Source organism: Bacteroidales bacterium, assembly GCA_016709865.1.
Classification (GTDB): domain Bacteria; phylum Bacteroidota; class Bacteroidia; order Bacteroidales; family VadinHA17; genus LD21.
The window spans coordinates 140,959-164,498 of sequence record JADJLX010000006.1; the positions used below are offsets into that span (position 1 = coordinate 140,959).

Below are 23,540 nucleotides of genomic sequence, written 5' to 3' on the forward strand. Positions count from 1 at the left end.
AAGACTATGATAATTAGAACATTATTAATTTCACTTTCTCTGATCACCATCCTGCCTCTGAAGGCACAATATCCTGTTTTTCAGGGTTGTCCGGTGACAATAGACTTCTCAAAACATCTTCGCGATTGGGATGGCTTTGGTTTCAATTATGTTGAAACAGCCCAGACAATTGATTATGAAACCGATGCAAAAGATTATGGAGGATTCAGCATAATGACAGAACAAAGCCGTAAGGAGATAACTGATCTTGTATTCGGTGAAGAAGGTCTGAAACCAGGGCTGATCAAAATGTTCCTCGATCCTTTTCACCAGGATAAACCGGGAGGGAACTATGACCACGAGTCTTCAACTTCCAACATGAGATTGTTTGTGAGAATGGGAATTGAGAAGACACGCTCACGTGGAGGAGATCTGCAGATCATAACCACACTTTACGGACCTCCTGCCTACATGACACTTCAGAAAGTTATGCGTGGACGTGACCTTGATCCATCGAATAAAACTGATCTGGCTAACTACCTGATCGACTGGGCGAAATTCCTGAAAGACAAAGAGAAGTTCCCTGTCAGGTACATTTCCCTTCATAATGAAGGTGAAGACTGGGAACGGTGGCCCTGGGACGGAAAAGAAGGTAATATCGGGAAAGGCCACGATTACAATTTGTTCTGGCCTACCTCACAGATTTGCGATTTTCTGACGTTTATGCAACCAATGCTCGACAAGGCAGGGATGAAAGATGTTATGGTTACAAACGGAGAACCGACTAACTGGTATCGTTTCAGCTTCTGGGGACTTCCCGAGGCTTTAGGATCAGATGCAACAGCTCTTGAGAATCTTGGTCTGATCACATCACATGGATTTTATGTTGGAGGTTATGAAAACAGGTGGTATGGAAGTCATACCGGCCAGGGAGTAAATTACCTCAGGTCATTGAGACCGGAGCTTCATGCATGGGTTACTTCAACTTCATGGAGCAAAATGGATTCGAGGTTCGTGAAAGAGATCTGGGGAAACATTTATGAGGCAGGTGTAAACGGTCTTATTCCGTGGGCCGGGATACAGAGGCCTCCTTTGTGGGTCGGAGGAGATCCCAATCCTGGCTGCGCATTTATAGTAAATGAAGATGGCAGTTGGGAGATTACGCCCGGTTACTATTTCTACAAACAGGTAACCAGAGCAGGCCAGTCTGGGATGAAAGTCGCATACACAATGTCCATGGACAGCGAGATTCCTGTAATTGCTTTCTCTGCCAACACGACAAAAAACAAAGATGCATTTGTGATCACTAATACTAACATGAGCAAGGCAAAAAAGGTAGAAATTACATTAAAAGGTACAAAAACATTTAAGTTTATGAGCTACAGAACGAGTGCCAACGAAGAGAATTACAGAGACCTTGGAGAAGTTACTGTTTCAGGCGGTAAACTTATCTATGATGCTCCGCCTAATTCATCAACAACATTTTTTGCTGTTAATTAATTAACAATAACCGCTGAAACATCAATTATTGAAATGAAAACTAGCAGAAGAAACTTTCTTGCAACCACGATTACTGCAGGAATCGCAACAGTAATTCCGGGGTTTGATCAAATAAAAGGATCTGTTAACGACCGGTATAAAATTCTGGATGATATCTTGAAGAAACCTGTCCTGAAGAGGGATCTCTTCAGGGAACCGGTAATTATCGAAAGGGTTGAACTCCTCAGGTATAATGATTCATTTCTGTGCAGGGTTATATCAGAAAAGGGAGAAGTGGGAATTTCAGTATCCAACGACATGCAGATGAGGTCGTTGTATCCTGTATTCATGAACAGGATAAAACCATATTTTAAGGGAAAGGATGCAAGAGATCTTGAAAATCTTCTTGAAGGTGTTTATGTTTATCAGAGCAATTACAAACTTCAGAATCTTGCATTATGGGTCCCCCTTGCTACGGTCGAATTTGCAATACTCGACATGCTGGGACAAATATCGGGAAAAAGTATCGGGGAACTTATAGGAACCATACATAACAGGGACATCGCTGTTTACCAGGCTAATGGTGATAGGGGTATAAGTGCAGAAAAGACAATTGAGCGGATGCTTAAGGAAGTTGAAGAGTCAAAGGCTAAAGCGGTGAAATTCAAAGTTGGCGGAAGAATGAGCAATAATTATGAAGCTCCGGCAGGAAGGACAGAAAAGCTAATCCCGCTTGTAAGAAAAACTTTTGGAGACAAAATGGTATGTTATGCAGATTCAAACGGTTCATATACTGCTGATGAAGCGATAAGGATAGGGAAATTGCTGGAAGAATACAAAATGGATTTTTACGAGGAGCCTGTTCCCTTCGACTGGTATGAAGAAACAAAGCAAGTATCTGACGCATTAAAGATCCCTGTAGCAGGTGGTGAACAGGAGCCAAGTCTGCATATGTTCCGCTGGCTGATAGCCAACGATGCTCTTGAAATAGTTCAGCCCGATATGTTCTATTTTGGTGGAATGGTAAGGTCGATAAAAGTAGCAAGAATGGCTCAGGCTTTCGAAAAGGCGTGTACACCGCATATTTCTGACTCCGGCTTAGGTTATCTATATATGATGCATTTTGTTTCGGCCATTCCCAATCCGGGACTTTATCATGAATTCAAAGGCTTTAATAATGAAATCCCATTTACCTGTCCAACATCTTCATTAGAAAGCAATGATGGAATAATAACGGTTCCAACCGGGCCGGGTCTGGGTATCTCAATTGAAAAGAGCTATCTCGATAAACACTCAATTGTGAGGTAAGCTGTCGTTTTATATTAACTCAGATGTCTTGAAGGATTCTGAACGATCTTTTGGCCGGAGTATCAGCCTTGTTGACTGGTCATAAGTGAAGTATTTCCATGCCCAGTTGATGAAAATTACGAGCTTGTTCCTTACACCAATAATACTCATAAGGTGAATGAACATCCATATAAACCAGGCCATTATTCCATGGAATGCTGCAAATGGCAACTCAACTACTGCAAGATGTCTTCCAACAGTAGCCATGGTGCCTAAATCCCTGTATTTAAAATCCTTAACAACAATTCCCTTCTGCATCCTTACTAAATTATCTGCCAAACGTACTGCCTGCTGAATTGCAACCTGAGCTACCTGCGGATGTCCTTTCGGATATTTGTCTTCAGTCATCAAAGCAATATCGCCTAATGCGAAGATATTTGTGTACCCTTCAACTATATTTATTCTGTTAACACTAATCCTTCCGGCTCTGTTAAAACACTCCGGCTTTAAACCATCAATCTTATTCCCGGCAATACCTGCTGTCCATATTATCATTGCCGTTCCGATCTTTTGTCCCGAGTCAAGAAAAACTGCTTTTTCATCACAACCCGAAGCTTTAGTGCCTGTAAGCACTGTCACTCCCATCTTTTCCAGAAACAATCTGGCCTTCTCAGATGACTTATGTGACATCGAGCTAAGCACTCTGTCAACTGCTTCTACAAGATAAATCTTTGCCCTTATTTCGCTGAACTCAGGGTAATCTTTTGGCAAAACATATTTATTCATTTCCGCCAGAGCTCCGGCAATCTCAACTCCGGAAGGTCCTCCGCCAATAATTACAACTGTGAGAAGCATCTCCTGCTCAGTTTTATCCCTGGCTATCAAAGCATTCTCAAAGTTCATTAGAAGAGAATTCCTTAAATCAAGTACTTCAGCAATACTCTTCATACCCCTTGAATGTGCTTTCATCTGTGCCGAGCCGAAATATGAGTTTGTAGCACCATGAGCAAGTACAAGAAAATCATAATCAAGTATACCTGCTGAAGTGTTTAACTGATTATTTTCAGAATCAACAGATCTTACTTCTACTTTTCTGATGTGAAAATCCTCATAGTTCTGGAAGATTTTTCTGAGAGGAAACAGAATTGAGCTCTCTTCAAGTCCGGCTGATGCTACCTGGTAAAAGAGAGGAGGGAACTGGTGATAATTATGTTTATCAAGTATAACTACCTGAAATCCTTTGTTTTTAAGTTTCTTCGCAAGAGTCAGACCTGCAAATCCGCATCCTGCTATTACAACTCTTTTCCTATTGGTTTTTGGAATATTTAACATGTTGTTTTGTATTTCCTGCGACTGTATACAACATCTCTGTCACAAATATCGGTATTTAATAATTCAAACCATTCAAGCCTTTAATTGTTTAATCTCCGGTAATAATGTTTACTGGTTGTTTATTTTTAATTTTGGAATTATATTAATATTCAGAAAATGAATCCATTTACTCATCCCTGGCATAGTATTGAAACAGGCAAAGATGCACCTTCTTATGTGAAAAGTATAATTGAAATCCCAAAGGGGTCAAAGGGGAAATATGAAATGGATAAGGAAACAGGACTGCTGCGGCTTGACAGGGTTCTGTTTTCGTCGGTTCACTATCCTGCAAATTATGGTTTTATTCCACAAACCTATTGCGACGATCAGGACCCGCTTGATATACTTGTTATCTGTTCAATTGATGTTTATCCGATGTGCATTGTAGAGGCAAAAGTTATCGGTGCCATGGAAATGATTGACGGTAATGAACGTGATGACAAAATAATAGCTGTAGCCAGTAATGATATGTCTGTCAATTACATAAATGATCTCTCGGAATTACCTCCTCACACTCTTGTTGAACTGAAGAGATTCTTTGAAGACTATAAAATGCTTGAACATAAGGATGTTATAGTTGATCAATTTATGAACAGGGAGAAAGCATATGAGATAATCCTTGAAAGCATGAGGCTTTATGCCGGTAAGAAAGAAATTCTGGTAAGCAATAGATAAGGATTTTAAATTTTTATTCCCTGACTCAGGATTCGGTTACTATGAGTCCGTCTTTGATCTGAATAATCCTGTCAGACATGGCTGCCAGCTGACGGTCGTGAGTAACAATAATAATTGTCTGTCCGAATGTATCCCTGAGCCTGAAGAAGAGTTTATGCAGTTCATTCTTATTTTCAGTATCAAGATTCCCTGATGGCTCATCTGCAAGTATTACAGATGGGTTGTTAACCAGTGCCCTTGCAACGGCCACGCGCTGTTGTTCTCCACCGCTGAGCTCAGATGGTTTATGATCCAGTCGTTCAGAAAGACTCAGAAAACCAAGAAGTTCTGTAGCTCTCTTTTCAGCTTCAGCCTTACTTTTTCCTGCAATATAAGCCGGGATACATACATTCTCCAGAGCAGTAAATTCAGGCAGTAGCTGGTGAAACTGAAATACAAATCCGATATTATTATTACGGAAATTAGCCAGGGCCTTTCCCTTAAGGCGGCTGATATCGGTACCATTGTAAAATATAGATCCGCTATCCGGACGATCCAATGTACCAATTATTTGAAGAAGAGTCGTTTTACCCGCACCGCTGGCTCCTACAATTGAAACTACTTCCTTTGCTTCAATTCTTAAATCAATTCCTTTAAGAACCTTAAGGTCTCCATATGCTTTGGTAATGCCGGCAGTGCTAATCATTTATCTCTTTGTAATATCCGTCAGACATTTCATTTGCATCTTTCTGAATATTATCCTGCACCTCATTCATTCCCGATTCGATGTTTTGAGCAACATCATTCATTTCCGACTGAATATTTTCAGCTGTATCATTCATTTCCTGGCGGACTGAAGAAGCTACATCATTCATATCATTCTGGATTGATTCGCTCACATCGTTTACATCCCTCGTTATTTTATCAGAAATATCTGAAACATCTTTTGAGAGGGAATCTTTAACATCATTTAAATCTTTCCTTATATCTACAGTGCTGGATTCAAATTCCCTTTTTATATCATCAGTGGCCTTTTTAAAATCCCGCATACCTCTTCCAACGCTCTTCGCTATATCAGGTAATTTCTCTGCGCCGAAAAGCATCAAGGCAACAACTATAATTATAAATATTTCGGGTCCGCTCATAAATCAAGAATAATGATTATTCCTTTTTTCACAGTCAGCAAAGTTAGAAAAGTTTAATGATTTTCATAAGTATTAAACCAGTATCAATAAGAAAAAAAAGGGACAACCTGATAAGGCTGTCCCTTATTGAATTATTAATTGTCATCAATATTTTATTCCCTTTTTCTTAGTAGTATCATAAACAACTGAAGATGCTATGAATATGGAAGAGTATGTTCCTACAATAATACCTATTATCATTGCAAAAAGGAATCCTCTGATTGTAGCTCCACCGAAGAAGAACATAGCAATAAGCACAAGTATTGAGGTAACACCTGTATTCATTGTACGGCTGAGAGTATCATTCATAGCAAGATTAATAACCTCTTTTACAGGTCTCTTCCTGTGCAACGGGAGAAACTCCCTTAATCTGTCGAACACAACTACAGTATCGTTAACAGAGTAACCAATCACAGTAAGAATAGCTGCTATAAATGCCTGGTCAATCTCCATCGTAAAAGGAAGTATACCCCAGAACAGTGAATAGATCCCGATAACAATCATAACATCATGCGCAATTGCAACTAAAGCTCCAAGACCATACTGCCAGTTTCTGAACCTCATAAAGATATAGAAGAACATAATGATCAGCGATAAGAATACAGCCCATATAGCTTTTCCTTTGATATCACTTGCAATTGTAGGCTGTACTGTTTCCGAACTCTTTCTGTAATCAGCCAGAAACTTCTCAAGTGTTATATCTCCCGGAATCATTCCCTTCAAACCGTTATATAATGCAGTTTCAACTTCGTCGTCTACTCCAGTTTCTCCAATCTTGTATTTTGTTGTGATTCTGACCTGGTTATCGCTTCCAAAAGTTACAACCAGTGGAGCCTCGCCGAACACACCCTGAAGGTTCTTGGCTACATCTTCTGTTTTAACAGCCTGATCAAATCTGACAACATATGTACGGCCACCGGTAAAATCAATACCCGGGTTTAATCCGCGGACAACAAGAGAACCAATACCGATAACAGTAACAAGTATTGAAATCGCATAGAAGATTTTTCTCTTTCCGATAAAATCAATATGGGTACCACGGAGAATGTTAGCTGTCATCTTAATTGAGAAAGTCAGATTAACATTTTTCCTAAGAAGCCATTCGTATAATAAACGGGTTATGAAAATTGCACAGAAAAGTGAGGTGAAAATTCCTATAACCAGTGTTGTGGCAAATCCTTTGATTGGTCCAGTTCCAAATACATATAATACTATACCTGTAAGAAGAGTAGTTATGTTAGAGTCCATGATAGCAGATAAAGAACCTTTATAACCATCAGCAATGGCCAGTTTTATACCTTTCCCTGATCTCAGTTCTTCACGTATTCTTTCATAAATAAGAACGTTGGCATCAACAGACATACCCATAGTAAGGACAATACCAGCGATACCGGGAAGTGTGAGAACTGCTCCGAGTGAAGCAGATACTCCCATAAGCAGGAAGACGTTCCCCATAAGAGCAATGTCGGCAATTGTACCTGCACTGCGGCTATAGTAGAATATCATGTAAAACAACACTATGAAGAATGCTATTACAAATGAGGTAAGTCCTGAATTTATAGCTTCTTTACCAAGTGTAGGTCCAATAATTGTGTCTGAAATAATTTTAGCAGGAGCAGGCAGTTTACCTGATTTAAGAATATTGGCAAGGTCATCTGCTTCCTCAATTGTGAAGTCGCCTGAGATCTCAGTGTTTCCGCCGGTTATTTCACCGACAACGTTTGGATAAGAGCGAACATATCCATCAAGGACAACTGCGATGCAACGGTCAACATTCTCACGTGTCATTCTTGCCCATATTTTTGCACCTTCAGCGTTCATAGACATATCAACTTTGATCTCTGATCCTGTGATACCTGAAGAAGGACGTGCAGAGGTAATTACATCACCGTCGAGAGGAGGACGGCCATCGCGTGTTGTAATTTTTATAGCATGAAGTTCATAATAGGTTTTTGATTCATCATATTTATAAGGATTCTGGCTCCATGCGAATTTTAGGTCGCGCGGGAAAAGCGCCTTAATCTGATTCATTTTCAGCATAGTGTTTACTCTGGCAGTATCTTTCAGACTTGCAAGTCCGATCATACTTGACCTAAGTGGCTGCCCCTGAGCATCTACTCGTGGATTAAGCAGTCCGAAAAGCGGGTTCTGTATTGCAAATTCTTCACGGGTTGTAGCTTCCTGGGCTTTTGTAGTATCACTACCAATCAGATCTAGAAGTGACTGATCTTTTTTAGTAGTATCAGCGGGGGTAGTCTGAGATGCCTGTCCGGGTACAGGTGTAACTTCAGTTTTTTCAGTATTCGCCTGAATCTCCTTAAGAAGATCATTTGCCTGTGAGAGGTAACCTATTATTTCAGCATTCTCATATGTTTCCCAGAATTCCAGGTTAGCAGTACCCTGCAAAAGTTCGCGAACCCTTTTAGGATTAGTCTGACCGGGCAGGTTAATTAAAATACGGCCCTTTGTCGCCATCTGCGCAATATCGGGCTGAACAACACCAAAACGGTCGATCCTAGTACGAAGGATATTGAATGCATTTGTTATGGCACCGGAAACCTCTGTATCAAGGACTTTCAGTACATCCTCATTAGTGGAGTTAAAGTTTATTTTATCCTTCAGGTCTACTGTCCCGAATATAGAAGCTAGCTTTGCATTTGGATCCGTTTCTTTAAACGCCTGACCAAAGAGTGTCAGGTAATCAGACTGACTTGTCTTCTGAAGTTCCTTTGCACGGGCAAGGGCAGTATTGAATGTCTTGTCAGGATTATAGTTTGAGAGTGCTTTGAGGATATCCTCGACAGATACTTCCAGGATAACACTCATTCCGCCTTTCAGGTCAAGACCAAGGTTCAGCTCTTTCTTCTGGCACTCTTTAAAGGTATTACCAAGAAAACTCCATTGTTCCTTGGTCAGAGTTGAAATTGAATCGAGGTATTGAGTCTCTTTAACCAAACTTCCTTTTGCATATTCTCTGGCATCTTTTCTAACCTTATAGGTTGCACCTGTAAATGAGAGCTGGTAAATTGATACCAGACCCAGTGCAATTGCCAGAATGATGATCGCTGCTTTATTCTGCATCTGTCTGTACTTTTGGGATTATAATGATTCTGTTATATTTTATTCTACTTTATTGAGGCGCAAAGATATTAAATTTTTGTAAAAACAGTAAGAATAATATTAATATGAAGGTTTTTATCCCCCCTCCGGAGGGAATTAAAGGGGGTTTGGGGTATTTAGCATGACCAGCCAGAAGTTTAAAACCCCTTGGTTGCTTCGCAACATCTCCCCCGGGAGGAGAAAATTCCAGCTTGCAGTTCGATTTTTGACATGTTTAAATAAGAAAGGCCGGAATTCATTCCCAGCCTTTCTGAAACAAGCAATACTAACTATTATTCAATAAGTTTCTCATATTCTGTCTCCAGGGGCCTTCTGTTTACGAAATCATAAAGAGTGAGTGCGCGAATATTGTAGAAATAGTTCCAGTAATTCTGCAACGACTGAATATAAGCCCTCTTATTCTGGTCTTTCCTTGAGTCAGCGTCATTCAGATCAAGTACTGCAATCTTCCCGATAAGGAAGCGTTGTTTGGTTACTTCGTATCTCTTCATAGCAACTGTGTCAGATTTTGCTGCAATTGCAACCTGGGCAGCCTGGAGGTTAAACTGTTCGACATCGAGGAGCAGGTTTTGCTGAAAGTCGATAATTGCCTGATCGGACTGAACCTGAGCAAGCTCAAGACTTGATTGCGCCATTCTGTATTTTCCGCGTCCCAGTCCCCAGTCAAGTATTGGCATCTGGAAACCGACTCGCACTCCCTGATTCCTGTTAAGTGCTGAATATGAAGTATTGAAATCTTCATCCTTTCCCTGAAGACCGAAACTGGCAATAATATTTGCGTTTAGTCCTTTGTCAGCCTTTGCCTGAGCTACGCTTGCCTGTGCATTTAACAGAGTAAGTTGCTGATTCAGTATTTCAGGATTGTTGGCCATTGCGAGGTCAAATACTTCCTGTGTAGACACCTGAAGATTAGGTATTTCAGTAGGTATAACAAGTTCCAGTCTAACCTGATCGTTAAAGCCAAGGAATGATCTCAGACGAATCTCTCTGTCTCTTAAATTCATTTCAGCCTGCTTTCTGGCAGTTTCAGAGTTTAACCACGATAGCTGCATCTGAAGCAGTTCATCTTCGGCTATAGTACCAAGAGTGTAACGGCCCTGGGCAATTCTCCACAGCGTATCAGCATTTGAATAGTTCATCTCTGCAATCTGCTGATTTATCTGTGCGAGTGCAAGTGAAAAGAAATTCATAACTGCCTGTGAATGAACATTTTCAATATTTGCAAGAAATGTCTTTTTCGCAGCATCATATCTCAAAGGTTCAGTTTTCTTCTGCCATTTGAGTGAGTTATACCTGAAAACAGGCTGTACAAGCCTTACGCTTACCGGAACAGTAATATACTTGTTGGTATTGGCCTGAAGGTCGTTCTGAACTGTCAGATCAGACTGAAGAGAAATTGATCCGCCGGTTAATCCGATATTCTGAGCGAGGGCAAGAGAACCAAGGTTCTGAAGCATATCTGTTGCAACGTAGTCAAATACTCCGCCTGTGAATACTCTTGTATAGGCATTACTGTAATCAGGAGTTGTACCTGACAAGGTAAGTGAGGGCCTGTACTGGGCAACAAAAGTCCTGTACTGCCAGTAGCTTGCACGAAATCTGTGCTTCGCCATCAATGCATTGGGTGACTGCTCCTCTGCCAGCTTTATAACATCCTCGAATTTAAGCTTTTTAACTTCCTGAGCATTTATAGTTGTAGCTGAAAAAACGAGAACAGCTACCATTGAAAACAAACGTAATTTCTTCATTTTTATATTATATTTTAATCCCCCCCGCCGGGGGGGGGGCCCCGCCCCCCCCCGGGGGGGGGGGCCCCAGGAGGCAGAAGGGGTTATTCATATCTTAATGACTCGATAGGATCCTTTTCAGACGCCCTTTTTGCCGGTGAATATCCGAATATTACTCCTACTGCTGCAGAGACCCCAAATGCTATAAATACAGAGAAAAAGGAGACTATGGTCATAATCCCTGCAATTTGTTCTATCAGCTTTGCCATAACCACTCCGAAGAAAATCCCAATAAATCCTCCGCTAACACTTATAAGAACTGCCTCGGCAAGGAACTGTACAACAATATCCATCTTTTTGGCACCAATAGCCATTCTTGTTCCTATTTCCTTAATCCTCTCCATAACTGATGCAAACATGATGTTCATGATGCCGATACCACCAACTATCAGAGAAATACTGGCGATAGCACCAAGGACGATATTGAAGATATCTTTTGTTCTCTGCTGCTGTTTAAGTAGAAGTTCAGGAACTGTGATCTCAAAATCCTTTACACCTGTATGCCTTCTTGTTAGCATACGGCTGAGGATTTCAGTAGTTGGATTAAGCTGCTCTGTTTCGGTAACCTGTACAACAATTCTGTCGAGCTGATTATAATTGGTCTCAACATCGCTCGATGCATCTGAACCGCTTACAACTACCCGGCCCATCATCATTCCGCCGCCACCGCCGCCGCCAAAGAACGACACAGAAGTTGCTTCCGATACAAGTTTTGTATTAAGAAGAGCTCTGTTCTGATATCTGAGAAGCATTGTCTGAATAGGGATGTATATATTGTCGTTATAAACATTTACCCCCTTTTCTTCAAAACCGGTAAGGTTTACATTGGTTTTCTGAAGAACACCAATCACCTTAAGCCATATTCCGTTAAATTTTATATACTGTCCAAGTGGATCAACCTTACTAAAGAATTTTGCCCTGATATTAGCTCCGATAATACAAACCTGGATTCCGTTTTCTTCCTGGTAGGAGTTAAAAAAGGCACCGCTCACCAGTGGAAGATTATAGAGATGAAAATAGTCATTTGAAACGCCTACAAGCTTGGCGGAATACTTTACTCCGTTGAGCATTGCTGTAGAGTTAAATGATATCTCTGGACTGATTCTTTTTACCGATGGAAGTGTTTCTCTTATTGCTTCAACATCAAGAAGGTTTAATCCTCTTGAGAATTTCTTCTGCTGCTTTTCACCTTCATCAGATGATGAAGATTTGTCAGGGATCACAGGATTTATGAGGATATTGTTAACTCCAACCATCTTCATCTGCTCCATAATTTCCTGTTTGGCACCTTTTCCGATAGCGAGCATGGCTATAACAGCTGCCACACCGAATATGATTCCAAGTGCTGTAAGTATCGATTTCAGTTTATTTGAAACGATTGATTCAACAGCAATCTCTATATCGTGGAAATATCGTAATATAAATTTAAACATTTTATTACTTATTAATTGTTAGTTTCTGATTGCTGCCTGTTCGCTACCTGCACCCTGACCTTGTCCGGCCTGACCACCCTGTGTATTCATTCTTCTCCTGGCTGAAGTATCTCTTACGCCACCCGGAGCTGCCTGACCACCCTGTTGATTACGCATATTCCTGAACTGACGCATGGCTGCTGTATCTCTAACACCGCCTGCTTCACCCGGAGCTGCTGCACCAGCACCTGCACGACCACCAGCACCAGCACCTGCACCTGCACCAGCGCCCGCACCACCTGTTCCTCTCATATTCTGGAACTGCTGCATCATCTCAGGAGTAATATTCATTCTGCCTCCGCCGCCCATTCCACCAGGTCCCATCATTCCTCTCTGTGCTCTTGCGGCTTCAGCCTCTTTTCTCAGGCGTGCTTCTTCATCTTTTTTAGCCTGTTCCTTTTCTTTAATTACAGATATAAGTTCTTCTCCGACAAGTTTGAATCCTTCTGGTTCCTCAGGTGTGCTGAGATAGATCTCGGTACCAGGCTCCAATCCCTGCTCAATTACAACATTGTTCTCATTCGATTCGCCAAGAACAACAATCTGACGTGTCTTATTTTTCATATATACAAAAGGAATACTGTCTGGACCAGCCTGAACACTTTCAAGAGGTATATAAGTAACATCGCTTATTGTTTTGGTAATAATCTTGTTTCCGGTAGTCATTGATGGTCTGAGTATCGGATCAGATTCATTTACTTCGATAAGTACTTCAAATACTTTTGCATCGGCATTCGGAAGCTGTTCACCTATATTGGCAACAGTAGTAACCATACCAGTATATGCTCTTTCAGGAAATGCATCTACGATAATTTCTACCTGCTGACCAGCTTTTACTTTGCTAACATCTATCTCATTAACATAGGTTTTTGAGATCATCGACGACATATCGGGAAGAGTTGCAACAACATTATCAAATGGATTTATTGAGGAACCAACTTTCCTTTTTGCACCCATTCTGTCTCTCTTGTAGATTATCATACCATCAGAGGGCGCAGTGATAATAAACTTTGAAAGAACCGTCTGCAGATCTGAGACTCTCTGACGTTGTTCAGCAAGATTATTCTTAATAGTCCTCATATCAGATTTTGCCTGTTCTACGCGCAGGGAGTATCCCCTTATAGCCTGATCGAGTGAACGGGAAGCTTTATCAAGTGAAATCTCTGCCTGACGTATAGTGGTAGGCGGTTCGTATTTTGACTGCTGAAGTGTTATAGCTGCCTCTTCAACTGTAAATCTCAGGTTTTTGATATTGTCTCTGAGGTTACTAAGAGTAACGGCAGTATCGAGTATCTTCATCTCAAGATTTGTCTCCTGGGTAGTAAGTCTTTCAAGTTCATCTTTAAGACTGTTGTCAAAAGATGTCCTGTCGAGTGTTGCGACATAGTCACCGGTTTTAACCTCAGTTCCCTCAGGTACCATGTCGGTAATTTTGATATCCATTGCCCTGATGTTTCTGCTCTGCTGGAAATTAGGGCCAAAAATATCTGCTGATTTTTTTGCCTGTAACTCGCCTGTTGTGGTAACAACGATATCAAACTGACCTTTCTGAGCAATAGCATAAAGATTAGCTATATCATTCTTTGAGGATAGTTTGCTTACTACAATCAGGACTATGATTGCCACCGCTACGATAATGCCTGTAATAATAATTGTTCTTTTCATCTTAAATCAAAATAATTAATAGATTCAAAAAAATCAGGGACAAAAGTATTAAAAAGGGCTATCCTTTCCTTGGCCGTTAACAATATTTAACACCAACTACTTTTTTGTCTTTATGACTTTAAGACACTTGTTCTCCCCCTTTTATTCCGAAGGAGTTGAAAAAAAAACAGAATTAGGATTTTTTAACAATTGAAATGACCGCCTCAGCAAGTTCATCTGCCTCTGCGACAGTTCTTCCTTCAGCATAGATCCTCATTATTGGCTCTGTATTGGATTTTCTGATCTGAACCCATCCGTGAGGATGTTCGATCCACAGCCCATCGCGTTCATCAGTCGGATAACCTTTGAAATGATTTTTAACTGCCGCTATTATCTTTCCAAAATCCGCAGAGGGAGAGAGTGTTAGCTTCTTCTTTGCTATAGTATAATCAGGATAAATCTTTCTCAGGTCAGAGCATTTCATTCCACTTTTTGCCAGATGTGAAAGAAAAAGAGCAATACCAACAAGAGCATCGCGGCCATAATGCAGCTCAGGATAAATAACTCCTCCGTTACCTTCTCCTCCAATCACAGCGTTTCTCTTTTTCATCTCTTCAACTACATTTACCTCTCCAACAGATGATGAATAATGTTTACAACCATGATTATTTGTAATATCCCTCAGTGCTCTCGTTGATGAGAGGTTTGAAACTGTTGCTCCCGGAGTGCTTTTCAGTATGTAATCAGATATCGCAACCAGTGTATACTCCTCACCAAACATTTCCCCGCTCTCTGAGACAATTGCAAGCCGGTCAACATCAGGATCCACAACAAAACCGAGATTTGCATTTCCTTTTACAACAACCTCTGAAATGTCATTAAGATTTTCAGGAAGCGGTTCAGGATTATGAGAAAAATTACCATCTGGTGTTGTATTAAGTTCAACTACCCGGTTTACACCAAGTGCTTTTAATAATTGCGGCACAATAATTCCTCCCACAGAGTTGATACAATCGATTGCAACAGTAAAATCTGCCCGTTTTATTGCATTCAAATCGACAAGTTTCAGATCCAGCACCATATCAATATGTTTTTTCCCCCAGGATTCATCGTAAACAAGTGTCCCCGACAATTCAGTAGATGTAAAATTGTAGTCATCACTTTCAGCAATTGAAAGTACCTCCAGACCATCCTGAGAAGACAGAAATTCTCCTTTTTCATTAAGAAGTTTTAGGGCATTCCATTGTGCCGGATTGTGACTGGCGGTAATAATTATCCCGCCATCTGCTTTCAGTCCTGTAACAGCCATCTCAACAGTTGGTGTTGTAGCCATTCCAAGGTCGGTAACACTAATACCAAGACTCCGCAAAGTAGTTATTATCAGCCCGTTTACCATACTTCCTGATTTCCTCGCATCGCGACCGACAACAACTTTCAATCCGTCCCTCTTATGACGAAGCTGTACCCATGTTCCGTATGCTGCAGAAAATTTGACAATATCAAGGGGAGATAAGCTTTCGCCCGGTTTCCCGCCTATAGTTCCGCGTATTCCTGAGATAGATTTTATTAGTGCCATACCGATAATAATTTCAGACTTGCAAAGGTGCTAAAAAAAGATCAAATTATTATATCGCCAAATAATTGTACCTTTGCACCCTGATAATTAATTGATATGGAGAACAGAAAACCTGCAGGAAGACCCTTTGCCAAGTTTGAAAAGCCACAAAGAAGGGTTTCAAAGAGCAGTGCTCCCACAGAAACTCCTGCTGAGATGTATGAAAATCTTAGAGGAAAAGACAGGAGATCCGGCAAACCGGCTGGTAAAACAACAGGTAAACCTGAAAAAGGCAAGAAAAAAGGTATCCAGGATACAACTCTGATAAGACTTAACAGGTTCATTGCCAACAGTGGTGTATGTTCAAGAAGAGATGCCGATGAGCATATAAAAAACGGACTTGTCACAGTTAACGGAAAACTTGTTACAGATCTCGGTACAAAAGTCACATACGATGATGATGTAAGATATAAAAACAAGAGGCTCTCTTCAGAAAAGAAGGTATATATACTGCTTAACAAACCAAAAGATTATGTTACAACTGTTGAAGATCCGCACGCCGAACACACCGTTCTGGATCTGATAACCGACGGTTGTACTGAGCGTGTTTACCCTGTTGGAAGACTTGACAAGGCAACAACCGGTGTCCTTCTTCTGACAAACGATGGCGACCTTGCCGGCAAGCTTACGCATCCAAAATATAAAAGGAAAAAGATCTATCACGTATTTCTAGACAATCCGGTAACAAAAAATGATCTTTTCAAGCTTACAGAAGGTGTCGAACTCGACGGAACCACTGTTGTTGCAGATGCTGTATCATACGCAGATCCGGATGATAAAAGCCAGATTGGCATAGAACTTCATTCAGGACAGAACAGGGTAATCAGAAGAATGTTTGAAACTCTGGGATACAGGGTGAAGAAACTCGACAGGGTTTATTTTGCCGGACTAACAAAAAAGAATGTACCACGTGGCAAATGGAGATTCCTTACCGACAAAGAGGTGAGTATGCTTAAAAGGGGAATATTTTAAAATTTGTTTATGAATCACAAGTCAGGTTTTGTAAATATTCTGGGCAATCCTAATGTTGGTAAATCGACTATCATGAACGCCCTGGTAGGTGAAAAGCTTTCTATCATCACAGCTAAAGCGCAAACTACCCGCCACCGCATTATGGGTATAGTCAATGGTGAAGATTTTCAGATTGTCTATTCAGATACTCCGGGAATACTTAAACCACAGTATAAGCTTCAGGAATCGATGATGAGCTTTGTTAACATTGCTCTATCCGATGCAGATATGATACTTTATATTACTGATGTAAATGAACATAACGCTTTCGAGGGTGAATACATTGACAGAATAAAGGAATCAGGAATTCCGGCAATTATAGCAATTAATAAAGTAGATCTTTCGAACCAGGAGACTCTTGAAAAAGTTGTTGAAGAATGGCATAAAGCGTTTCCGGAATCACCTGTAATACCTGTTTCGGGACTCAAAAATTTCAACCTCGATTCACTTCTTAATGCCATACTTGCAAAACTTCCTGAAGGTCCGCCATTCTTTCCTAAAGATCAGCTTACCGACAAGTATGAACGCTTTTTTGCGTCGGAAATCATTCGTGAGAAGATCCTTGTAAACTATAAGAAAGAGATCCCCTATTCAGTTGAAATAGAGATAGAAAGTTTTGAAGATGAACCGAAAATATTAAAGATAAGGGCGCTTATACATGTAACACGCGACAGCCAGAAAGGAATTATAATCGGACACAAAGGTCTGATGCTGAAAAGAGTGGGAACTGAGGCCCGGCGCGACATGGAAGATTTCTTCAAAAAGAAAGTCTTCCTGGAATTATATGTGAAGGTTACTAAAGACTGGAGAGATAAGCCATTGGCTCTCAAAAGATTTGGGTACCGTTAGAATAAATTTAAATTAATTATGAGTAAAATAGTTGCAATAGTAGGCAGACCAAATGTTGGGAAATCAACACTTTTCAACAGGCTTACCGATTCGAGGGAAGCTATCGTTGATGAGGTGAGTGGTGTAACCAGAGACAGGAATTATGGTGTGTCATTCTGGAATGGAGTTGATTTTTCAGTCATCGATACCGGAGGGTATGTGCAGAACTCCGACGACATATTTGAGGAAGAGATAAACAAACAGGTACTGCTGGCAATAGAAGAAGCAGACGTTATACTTTTCATGGTTGATGTCACTACAGGAATACATGAAATGGATACTGCAGTATCTTCAATGCTCCGGAGGGTAGATAAAAAAGTTATACTTGTTGTAAACAAGGTTGACAATGGTGAACGTCTGATGGATGCCACCGAATTCTATAACCTCGGACTGGGTGATTATTTTCCTCTCAGTTCAATGAACGGAGGCGGAACAGGAGAACTTCTTGACGAAGTTGTTAAGCATCTTCCAGCTGAAGAACCATCTGTCCTTCCTGAACTTCCAAGGATAGCAATTGTAGGAAGACCCAATGTGGGAAAATCATCACTTGTTAACTCACTGTTAGGTGAAGAGAGAAATATTGTTACTCCACTTGCCGGAACAACAAGAGATTCAATCTACACCAGGTATAATAAATTCCATCATGATTTTCTGCTGGTGGATACCGCAGGATTACGAAAAAAGGGCAAGGTTAGTGAGGATATTGAATTTTATTCAGTAATGAGGGCGGTTAAAACAATAGAGAATTCTGATATCTGCCTTCTTCTTATTGATGCAACCAGAGGATTAGAGTCACAGGATCTTAATATCATGTCGCTTATTCAGAAGAATAACAAGGGTATGATAGTCCTTGTAAATAAGTGGGACCTTATTGAAAAAGAGAATAATGCAACAGTCCAGATAGAGAGGGATATCAGAGAGAAAACAGCACCATTTACCGATTATCCGATACTCTTCATATCAGCAATTAACAAACAGAGAATTCATAAGGTACTGGAACTTATTGAACAGGTAAACCAGAACAGGAACAGGAAAATCAGTACTTCTGAGCTGAATGAGGTGATGCTTCAGGTAATAAAGAACAATCCACCTCCGGCATTAAAAGGGAAATATGTGAAGATCAAATATGTAACACAGCTTCCTATTTATACCCCGGCATTTGCATTTTTCTGCAACCTGCCTCAGTACGTCAAGGATCCGTATAAGAGGTACCTTGAAAACAGGTTACGCGAAAAATTTGAGTTTACCGGTGTGCCTGTTAGGATATTTTTCAGAAAAAAATAACCAAATTTGGTGTGGTTTTTGCTTAAAGGAATATGTTATCAGAAAAACCATGAATAAGACTATTTATACCATCATCTTTTCTCTTTTAACAATTGCTGCCGCCTCATGCAAGAAAATTGAGCATCTGCCTCCTGTACCTTTTATAGAATTCAGGAGTTTTGAAGTCTTGGATACAACTGATATACTTGGCAACAGGGCTAAGGCAGGAAGGCTAAAATTCTATTTTGAGGATGGTGATGGCAATATCGGTCTTAAAGAACCTGCGGAAAGTCTTCTGGAAGACAGCACTAATCTTTTCTTTACACTATACCGGAAGACAAATGGAGAAATGGTTCCCGCATCTGCAAATGATCCTTTGAAGCCTTCACCATACAGGATTCCGTATATGGAACGCCTGGGCCAAAACAAAATATTGAAAGGAACTATTGCAGTAACATTCCTTTACTTTTTTTACAATGAATCAGATACAATTAAGTATGATTTTTATCTGAGGGACAGGGATTTGAACGAAAGCAACCTTGAATCTACTGCTGAGATAATAATATCAGAGAATAACATCTATAAAAAGGAATAAGGATTAAACTCTTACTCCCATCAACAGTACATCATCAACCTGATCATATTCTCCCTTCCAGTCATAATAGAATTTTGACAAAGCCTCTTTCTGTTCACTCATAGGCAGCTTGGAAACCTGCTCTAAAATTCTCTTAAGTCTGGCTATCTTCATCTTTTTGCCGTCAATACCACCAAACTGATCGGGGAGACCATCAGAGAAGAGATAAATTGTATCGCCCTCGCTAAGGTAGTATTCCTGATCATCGAAGTATTTGTCAATCGCAGACTCGCCACCCACTGACGATCTGTTGCCTTTTATATAAAATGGCTCATTATCAAGAACTATAATAACAGGACGCATAGCCGACGCAAATCTGATATGACGGGTTTTCAGGTTGAATTCGCAAACAACCATATCCATTCCGTCGTTTGAGACACCAAGCTCAACATTCTGGTTAAGTGTAGAGAAGATCTGCTTATCAAGCAAACCAAGGATTTCTGAAGGTTTAGAGATTCTCTTTCTTGTAACAATATCCTGAAGCAGGGTTGACCCAATCATCGACATAAATGCTCCCGGAACACCATGTCCGGTCGAATCTGCACATACAAGTACAAATCTCTCATCATCCAGCTTATCAAACCAGTAAAAGTCGCCGCTTACAATATCTCTCGGATGAAAAAGTATAAATGCATCCTTGAATGATTCTTTAAGTTTAGTGATATCCGGAAGTATACTTGATTGAATTCTCTTCGCATAATTTATACTATCGGTTATCTCGATATTTTGAAGTTCAATTTCGCCTTTTTGCTTCATAACTACACTTGTACGGGCATCAAGCTCTTTTTCAAGATAGTCCTGGATTTTTTTCTGTGCTTTATCCCTCTCCCGTACAATTATTATAATCGTACCTGCAACCAGGATTATCGCCGAAAGAATTGACCACCATTTTCTCCACCAGGGGCTAGCTATTATAATTTCGAAAGTAACAGGAAGATCCTGTGACAGATTATTTTCATTAACTGATATAACACTAAACTTATATCTGCCATCTCTAAGGTTATAAGTCTCTTCGCGCGAAACTGTCATTTTACTCCAGTCAGAATCCCAATTTTCAAGGTATGTACTGTAGTATACTTTGTCGGGGGCACTGAAATTGATTCCGGTATAGTTTACAATAATCTTATATCTGGCATAGGGTAAAACATAAGATTTCTGGTAACTATATACTTTGTCATTTATGATGACTGAAGTGATGTTATTAAATGGAGGAACCTTACTTTTTCTGTCCTTCTGACTATCATAAATAATCAAACCCTCTGTGGTACCGATAAAGATCTTGTTATCCGATGACTCAAACATTGCATCCGGGTTGCATACGCCTCCTTTTGCAAAATCTGCACCAAAAACATTCACTACACCTGTTGCAGGATCAAATCTCGAAAATCCCTTTTCATGCCCGGTCCAGATATTATTTTTGGAATCAGCCAGAATGCTGTAACAATAATTTGACATTAAACCGTTAGTTCGGTCAACCGGTGAAACCGAATCATTTTTGCATCCGAATATCCCGTTCCCATTAGTAGATGCCCAGATAACTCCGTCCTTGCCTTCAGTAAAAGAAAGAACCTTATTGATGACACTTCCCGACAATACTCCGTTACTGTTTGATACATTTAACTGTCGGTCAATCATATAAAGCTGTTCACTCTCAGTGCCGATATATGCTTTTCCATCAGAAGAAATAAGAATTTTATTTATGCTGTTATGTGGTAGAACGCCGTCAGAGTTGTTAAATACACCTTTAACACGTGCTGTTTTAATATCAAGTACAAATACTCCATTAATTGTTGCAAGCCAAATATTATTACCATCCACTTCGATATCTTTAATATTATCAGCACCTGAATCACCTGATCGGTGGAACAATCTCACATTTCCTGCACTATTCCTGACATACAATCCGTTGCCGTCAGTTCCTATCCAGAGATTATTTTCTTTGTCAAGGTGATAGGATGTAATCATCGTTCCTCCCAATTGACGAGTGATATTTGTAAAAGAAATAAATTTACCCCTAACAGGATCGAACTGATGAAATCCTACTGGTGTTCCGAGAATGTAATTACTATTTAATTTATTGATGTAAATGATGTTGTTTTCTGAGACTGACATATCGGGAGTATAATACTCAAATGCATAAGAAGTAAGCATTGAAATCCCTCCTCCAAACAGACCGAACCAGATATTTCCTTCTGCATCCTGATAAGTTAATCTTATATCATCCGAACTTAGTCCGGTTTCCTTATTATAAAGATGCACAGACTCAATGTTCTCGAAATTTGCAGAATATTTAAACTGTATCACTCCCCTGTCAAGAGTGGAGACCCAGATATTATTTTCTGAATCTTCAGATATAACTTTTACACGAAGATCAGACCATTCCGGATGTTCCCTGAACCTTGTGACCTGGTTGCCACCCTGAGTAATCCTCAGCTGAAACAGACCGTTATCTTCAGTACCAACTATAAATCTTGAGTCATCATCTGTTCTGTGGATCGAGGTAACACTTGAATAGTCAAAGCCTTCAATAATATCCTTTACTATTAATGAATCATTTACTAACTTACATGCCATAATGTAACCCTGGGAACCAATAAGCAACTCGTCTGATGCAGTAAGAGTGGCAGAAAACATTACCCTGTCAGAAGTGATTTCATATTTTTTTATTTCGTCCGGTTTTTCCGGATTTACAGATATAACAGCTCTCCCCTGTGGAACAATATATATAAGGCCATCTTGTCCCTGAAGTATCTCACTTATACTTCTTGAATTTTCAACATTTAAAGAAACCAGTCCTCCATCTCTGTTAAAGTAAAGCTTCCCGTCATTTGAGCCAAACCAAAGAGTCCCCTTTTTATCTTTAAAACTGACTGTGGGATTTCTGCTAAACACAGAGTCGGGATAAACCACAGGGAAGAAATCATAACCGTCGAATCTGAAAATGCCTCCTCCTGTTCCTACCCAGAGAAACCCATCTGTAGATTGACTTATGGTGTAGATAAATTTATTTGGAATATTCTCCCCACTGTAATTTCTGAAACTATAAGTCTGGCTGTTTAATATCACAGGAAACAAAAGCAGACACGCAATAGTGACGCTGAATGATTTCAGGATATTATTAAATTTCATCGAAAATCTCATCTATTTTTTTGGTGGGGGAACCTGTTTTATATTTGTTTTTTGCTCGTATTTCGGCACTCCTCCGATCGGTGAGCTGAAGAATGGCATAGCATCACCGCGTGAGTTTCTGATGATTATAACAACATTATTATTTTTAACCAACTCGCCCTGTCGCTTATGAAACTGGAAGTCGAGTGATGATTTCCATTCTTCAGGTTGGATCAGGAACCTGCTTTTTGCCCAGTTGTCCTCATTAGAAATATCAACAGAAATTCCTTCCTTGTATCTCGAAACAACCAAAATTTTACCGTCATTATCCCAGTCAAAATTATCCTGCTGAGTATATACAATACCTGTGTCAATATAAGGGTAAATATGTGCAACGCTTCTGAAATCATTCCACATGCGGAAAGTATACTCATATGTAAATGCATTGGCTCCCTCAACAGGAATATTGTTATTAGGATCACTGCTAAGAAAATACCTGTAAAGATTCCCATCATCACCGGCTACCCCTTCACATACAATTTTGAAGATATAACTGTCCCATTTCAAATTATAATCACCGTCGGTTGGGTTGAAAGGGCCAAAGGTATAATACTTGTTATCATACCTTGCTTCAGTACCAAAAACCTTGGAAGCAAGCATGTTACCCCCCTTATAGTTGTTTAATCCTTTTTCCAGTCCCTGCGATTCCGGATTCCTTTCAGGGTCAACACCTTTTCCTCCGAAAACAGAAAAAAGTGTCCTTGAATTGAAGTCGCCCTGTATCTCATCATGCTGCCCGCCGCAATCTGGATCAAAGACTCTGATATAGATTGGCTTACTGTAATCCTTAGGTATAGTGAAGAAGAAAATCTGGTTAAAATCAGCATCACCCCATGATGTTTTGCCCTCCTTTCCGAAAGTCACAAGGAAAGGAATATTCTCATCCTTCCCCGGGACAGGCTGCCCTAATAACCCGGGAGCCAGCGAAAATCCCAGAACCAGGATTGTAAAGAGTAACTTATATATTGACTTGTTCAATTTCAT

General features: G+C 40.2%; 17 protein-coding genes. 7 read left to right on the forward strand and 10 right to left on the reverse strand.

The genetic code is table 11. The features are described 5' to 3' along the window. Positions 1–9 precede the first annotated feature (9 nt). Both IPJ16_17070 and IPJ16_17075 read left to right on the forward strand, forming a co-directional pair. Complete coding sequence (locus tag IPJ16_17070; GenBank protein ID MBK7628878.1) at positions 10–1,479, forward strand: hypothetical protein; 1,470 nt, start codon at positions 10–12, stop codon at positions 1,477–1,479. Between the two features lie 33 nt (positions 1,480–1,512). Next, entirely contained in the window at positions 1,513–2,766 is a 1,254-nt protein-coding gene (locus IPJ16_17075) for a mandelate racemase/muconate lactonizing enzyme family protein (GenBank protein MBK7628879.1), read from the forward strand. A 9-nt stretch (positions 2,767–2,775) separates the two neighbouring features. On the opposite strand, the gene IPJ16_17080 is transcribed toward IPJ16_17075, so the two are convergent. Then, positions 2,776–4,077 carry an NAD(P)/FAD-dependent oxidoreductase gene (locus IPJ16_17080; GenBank protein ID MBK7628880.1) on the reverse strand — a complete coding sequence of 434 codons (1,302 nt, stop codon included), beginning with the start codon at positions 4,075–4,077 and terminating at the stop codon, positions 2,776–2,778. A 156-nt stretch (positions 4,078–4,233) separates the two neighbouring features. On the opposite strand from IPJ16_17080, the gene IPJ16_17085 reads away from it, so the two are divergent. Next, on the forward strand, positions 4,234–4,791 hold the full coding sequence (locus IPJ16_17085) for an inorganic diphosphatase (protein ID MBK7628881.1): 558 nt from the start codon (positions 4,234–4,236) through the stop codon (positions 4,789–4,791). Between the two features lie 25 nt (positions 4,792–4,816). Here the strand turns inward: IPJ16_17085 and IPJ16_17090 are convergent, their stop codons facing one another. From IPJ16_17090 to glmM, 7 genes are all read right to left on the reverse strand, one after another. Then, positions 4,817–5,476, reverse strand: a complete 660-nt coding sequence (locus IPJ16_17090) for an ABC transporter ATP-binding protein (protein ID MBK7628882.1) — start codon at positions 5,474–5,476, stop codon at positions 4,817–4,819. Beyond that, entirely contained in the window at positions 5,469–5,915 is a 447-nt protein-coding gene (tatA, locus tag IPJ16_17095; GenBank protein MBK7628883.1) for a twin-arginine translocase TatA/TatE family subunit, read from the reverse strand. The genes IPJ16_17090 and tatA overlap by 8 nt, the downstream gene beginning before the upstream one ends. A gap of 144 nt (positions 5,916–6,059) precedes the next feature. Continuing rightward, on the reverse strand, positions 6,060–9,035 hold the full coding sequence (gene secDF, locus IPJ16_17100) for a protein translocase subunit SecDF (protein MBK7628884.1): 2,976 nt from the start codon (positions 9,033–9,035) through the stop codon (positions 6,060–6,062). A 311-nt stretch (positions 9,036–9,346) separates the two neighbouring features. Next, positions 9,347–10,822 carry a TolC family protein gene (locus tag IPJ16_17105; GenBank protein ID MBK7628885.1) on the reverse strand — a complete coding sequence of 492 codons (1,476 nt, stop codon included), beginning with the start codon at positions 10,820–10,822 and terminating at the stop codon, positions 9,347–9,349. 83 nt (positions 10,823–10,905) lie between these two features. Continuing rightward, positions 10,906–12,294, reverse strand: a complete 1,389-nt coding sequence (locus tag IPJ16_17110) for an ABC transporter permease (GenBank protein ID MBK7628886.1) — start codon at positions 12,292–12,294, stop codon at positions 10,906–10,908. An 18-nt stretch (positions 12,295–12,312) separates the two neighbouring features. Then, positions 12,313–13,998, reverse strand: a complete 1,686-nt coding sequence (locus IPJ16_17115; protein ID MBK7628887.1) for an efflux RND transporter periplasmic adaptor subunit — start codon at positions 13,996–13,998, stop codon at positions 12,313–12,315. Between the two features lie 172 nt (positions 13,999–14,170). Next, the gene (gene glmM, locus IPJ16_17120; GenBank protein ID MBK7628888.1) at positions 14,171–15,553 is read right to left on the reverse strand and encodes a phosphoglucosamine mutase; all 1,383 of its coding nucleotides are present in this window, start codon (positions 15,551–15,553) and stop codon (positions 14,171–14,173) included. 96 nt (positions 15,554–15,649) lie between these two features. Here glmM and IPJ16_17125 point away from each other — a divergent pair, with 96 nt between their 5' ends. Genes IPJ16_17125 through IPJ16_17140 form a run of 4 tightly spaced genes read left to right on the forward strand, consistent with a single transcriptional unit; the run spans position 15,650 to position 19,349 of the window. Further along, the gene (locus IPJ16_17125) at positions 15,650–16,564 is read left to right on the forward strand and encodes an rRNA pseudouridine synthase (protein MBK7628889.1); all 915 of its coding nucleotides are present in this window, start codon (positions 15,650–15,652) and stop codon (positions 16,562–16,564) included. Between the two features lie 9 nt (positions 16,565–16,573). Beyond that, a complete protein-coding gene (gene era, locus IPJ16_17130) occupies positions 16,574–17,452 on the forward strand; it encodes a GTPase Era (GenBank protein ID MBK7628890.1) in 879 nt (292 codons plus the stop codon). Positions 17,453–17,470: 18 nt separating this feature from the next. After that, a complete protein-coding gene (gene der, locus IPJ16_17135) occupies positions 17,471–18,775 on the forward strand; it encodes a ribosome biogenesis GTPase Der (protein ID MBK7628891.1) in 1,305 nt (434 codons plus the stop codon). A gap of 49 nt (positions 18,776–18,824) precedes the next feature. Continuing rightward, positions 18,825–19,349 carry a hypothetical protein gene (locus tag IPJ16_17140; GenBank protein MBK7628892.1) on the forward strand — a complete coding sequence of 175 codons (525 nt, stop codon included), beginning with the start codon at positions 18,825–18,827 and terminating at the stop codon, positions 19,347–19,349. A 3-nt stretch (positions 19,350–19,352) separates the two neighbouring features. Here IPJ16_17140 and IPJ16_17145 read toward each other — a convergent pair whose 3' ends face one another. After that, complete coding sequence (locus IPJ16_17145; GenBank protein MBK7628893.1) at positions 19,353–22,517, reverse strand: SpoIIE family protein phosphatase; 3,165 nt, start codon at positions 22,515–22,517, stop codon at positions 19,353–19,355. Between the two features lie 12 nt (positions 22,518–22,529). Continuing rightward, complete coding sequence (locus IPJ16_17150) at positions 22,530–23,540, reverse strand: hypothetical protein (GenBank protein MBK7628894.1); 1,011 nt, start codon at positions 23,538–23,540, stop codon at positions 22,530–22,532.

Coding starts and splice junctions, on each gene's coding strand:
- glmM (MBK7628888.1), bottom strand. CDS start 15,553: ATGGCACTAATAAAATCTATCTCAGGAATACGCGGAACTATAGGCGGG.
- IPJ16_17115 (MBK7628887.1), bottom strand. CDS start 13,998: ATGAAAAGAACAATTATTATTACAGGCATTATCGTAGCGGTGGCAATC.
- IPJ16_17125 (MBK7628889.1), top strand. CDS start 15,650: ATGGAGAACAGAAAACCTGCAGGAAGACCCTTTGCCAAGTTTGAAAAG.
- IPJ16_17090 (MBK7628882.1), bottom strand. CDS start 5,476: ATGATTAGCACTGCCGGCATTACCAAAGCATATGGAGACCTTAAGGTT.
- era (MBK7628890.1), top strand. CDS start 16,574: ATGAATCACAAGTCAGGTTTTGTAAATATTCTGGGCAATCCTAATGTT.
- IPJ16_17150 (MBK7628894.1), bottom strand. CDS start 23,540: ATGAAATTGAACAAGTCAATATATAAGTTACTCTTTACAATCCTGGTT.
- IPJ16_17145 (MBK7628893.1), bottom strand. CDS start 22,517: ATGAAATTTAATAATATCCTGAAATCATTCAGCGTCACTATTGCGTGT.
- IPJ16_17085 (MBK7628881.1), top strand. CDS start 4,234: ATGAATCCATTTACTCATCCCTGGCATAGTATTGAAACAGGCAAAGAT.
- secDF (MBK7628884.1), bottom strand. CDS start 9,035: ATGCAGAATAAAGCAGCGATCATCATTCTGGCAATTGCACTGGGTCTG.
- der (MBK7628891.1), top strand. CDS start 17,471: ATGAGTAAAATAGTTGCAATAGTAGGCAGACCAAATGTTGGGAAATCA.
- IPJ16_17105 (MBK7628885.1), bottom strand. CDS start 10,822: ATGAAGAAATTACGTTTGTTTTCAATGGTAGCTGTTCTCGTTTTTTCA.
- IPJ16_17110 (MBK7628886.1), bottom strand. CDS start 12,294: ATGTTTAAATTTATATTACGATATTTCCACGATATAGAGATTGCTGTT.
- IPJ16_17140 (MBK7628892.1), top strand. CDS start 18,825: ATGAATAAGACTATTTATACCATCATCTTTTCTCTTTTAACAATTGCT.
- IPJ16_17075 (MBK7628879.1), top strand. CDS start 1,513: ATGAAAACTAGCAGAAGAAACTTTCTTGCAACCACGATTACTGCAGGA.
- tatA (MBK7628883.1), bottom strand. CDS start 5,915: ATGAGCGGACCCGAAATATTTATAATTATAGTTGTTGCCTTGATGCTT.
- IPJ16_17080 (MBK7628880.1), bottom strand. CDS start 4,077: ATGTTAAATATTCCAAAAACCAATAGGAAAAGAGTTGTAATAGCAGGA.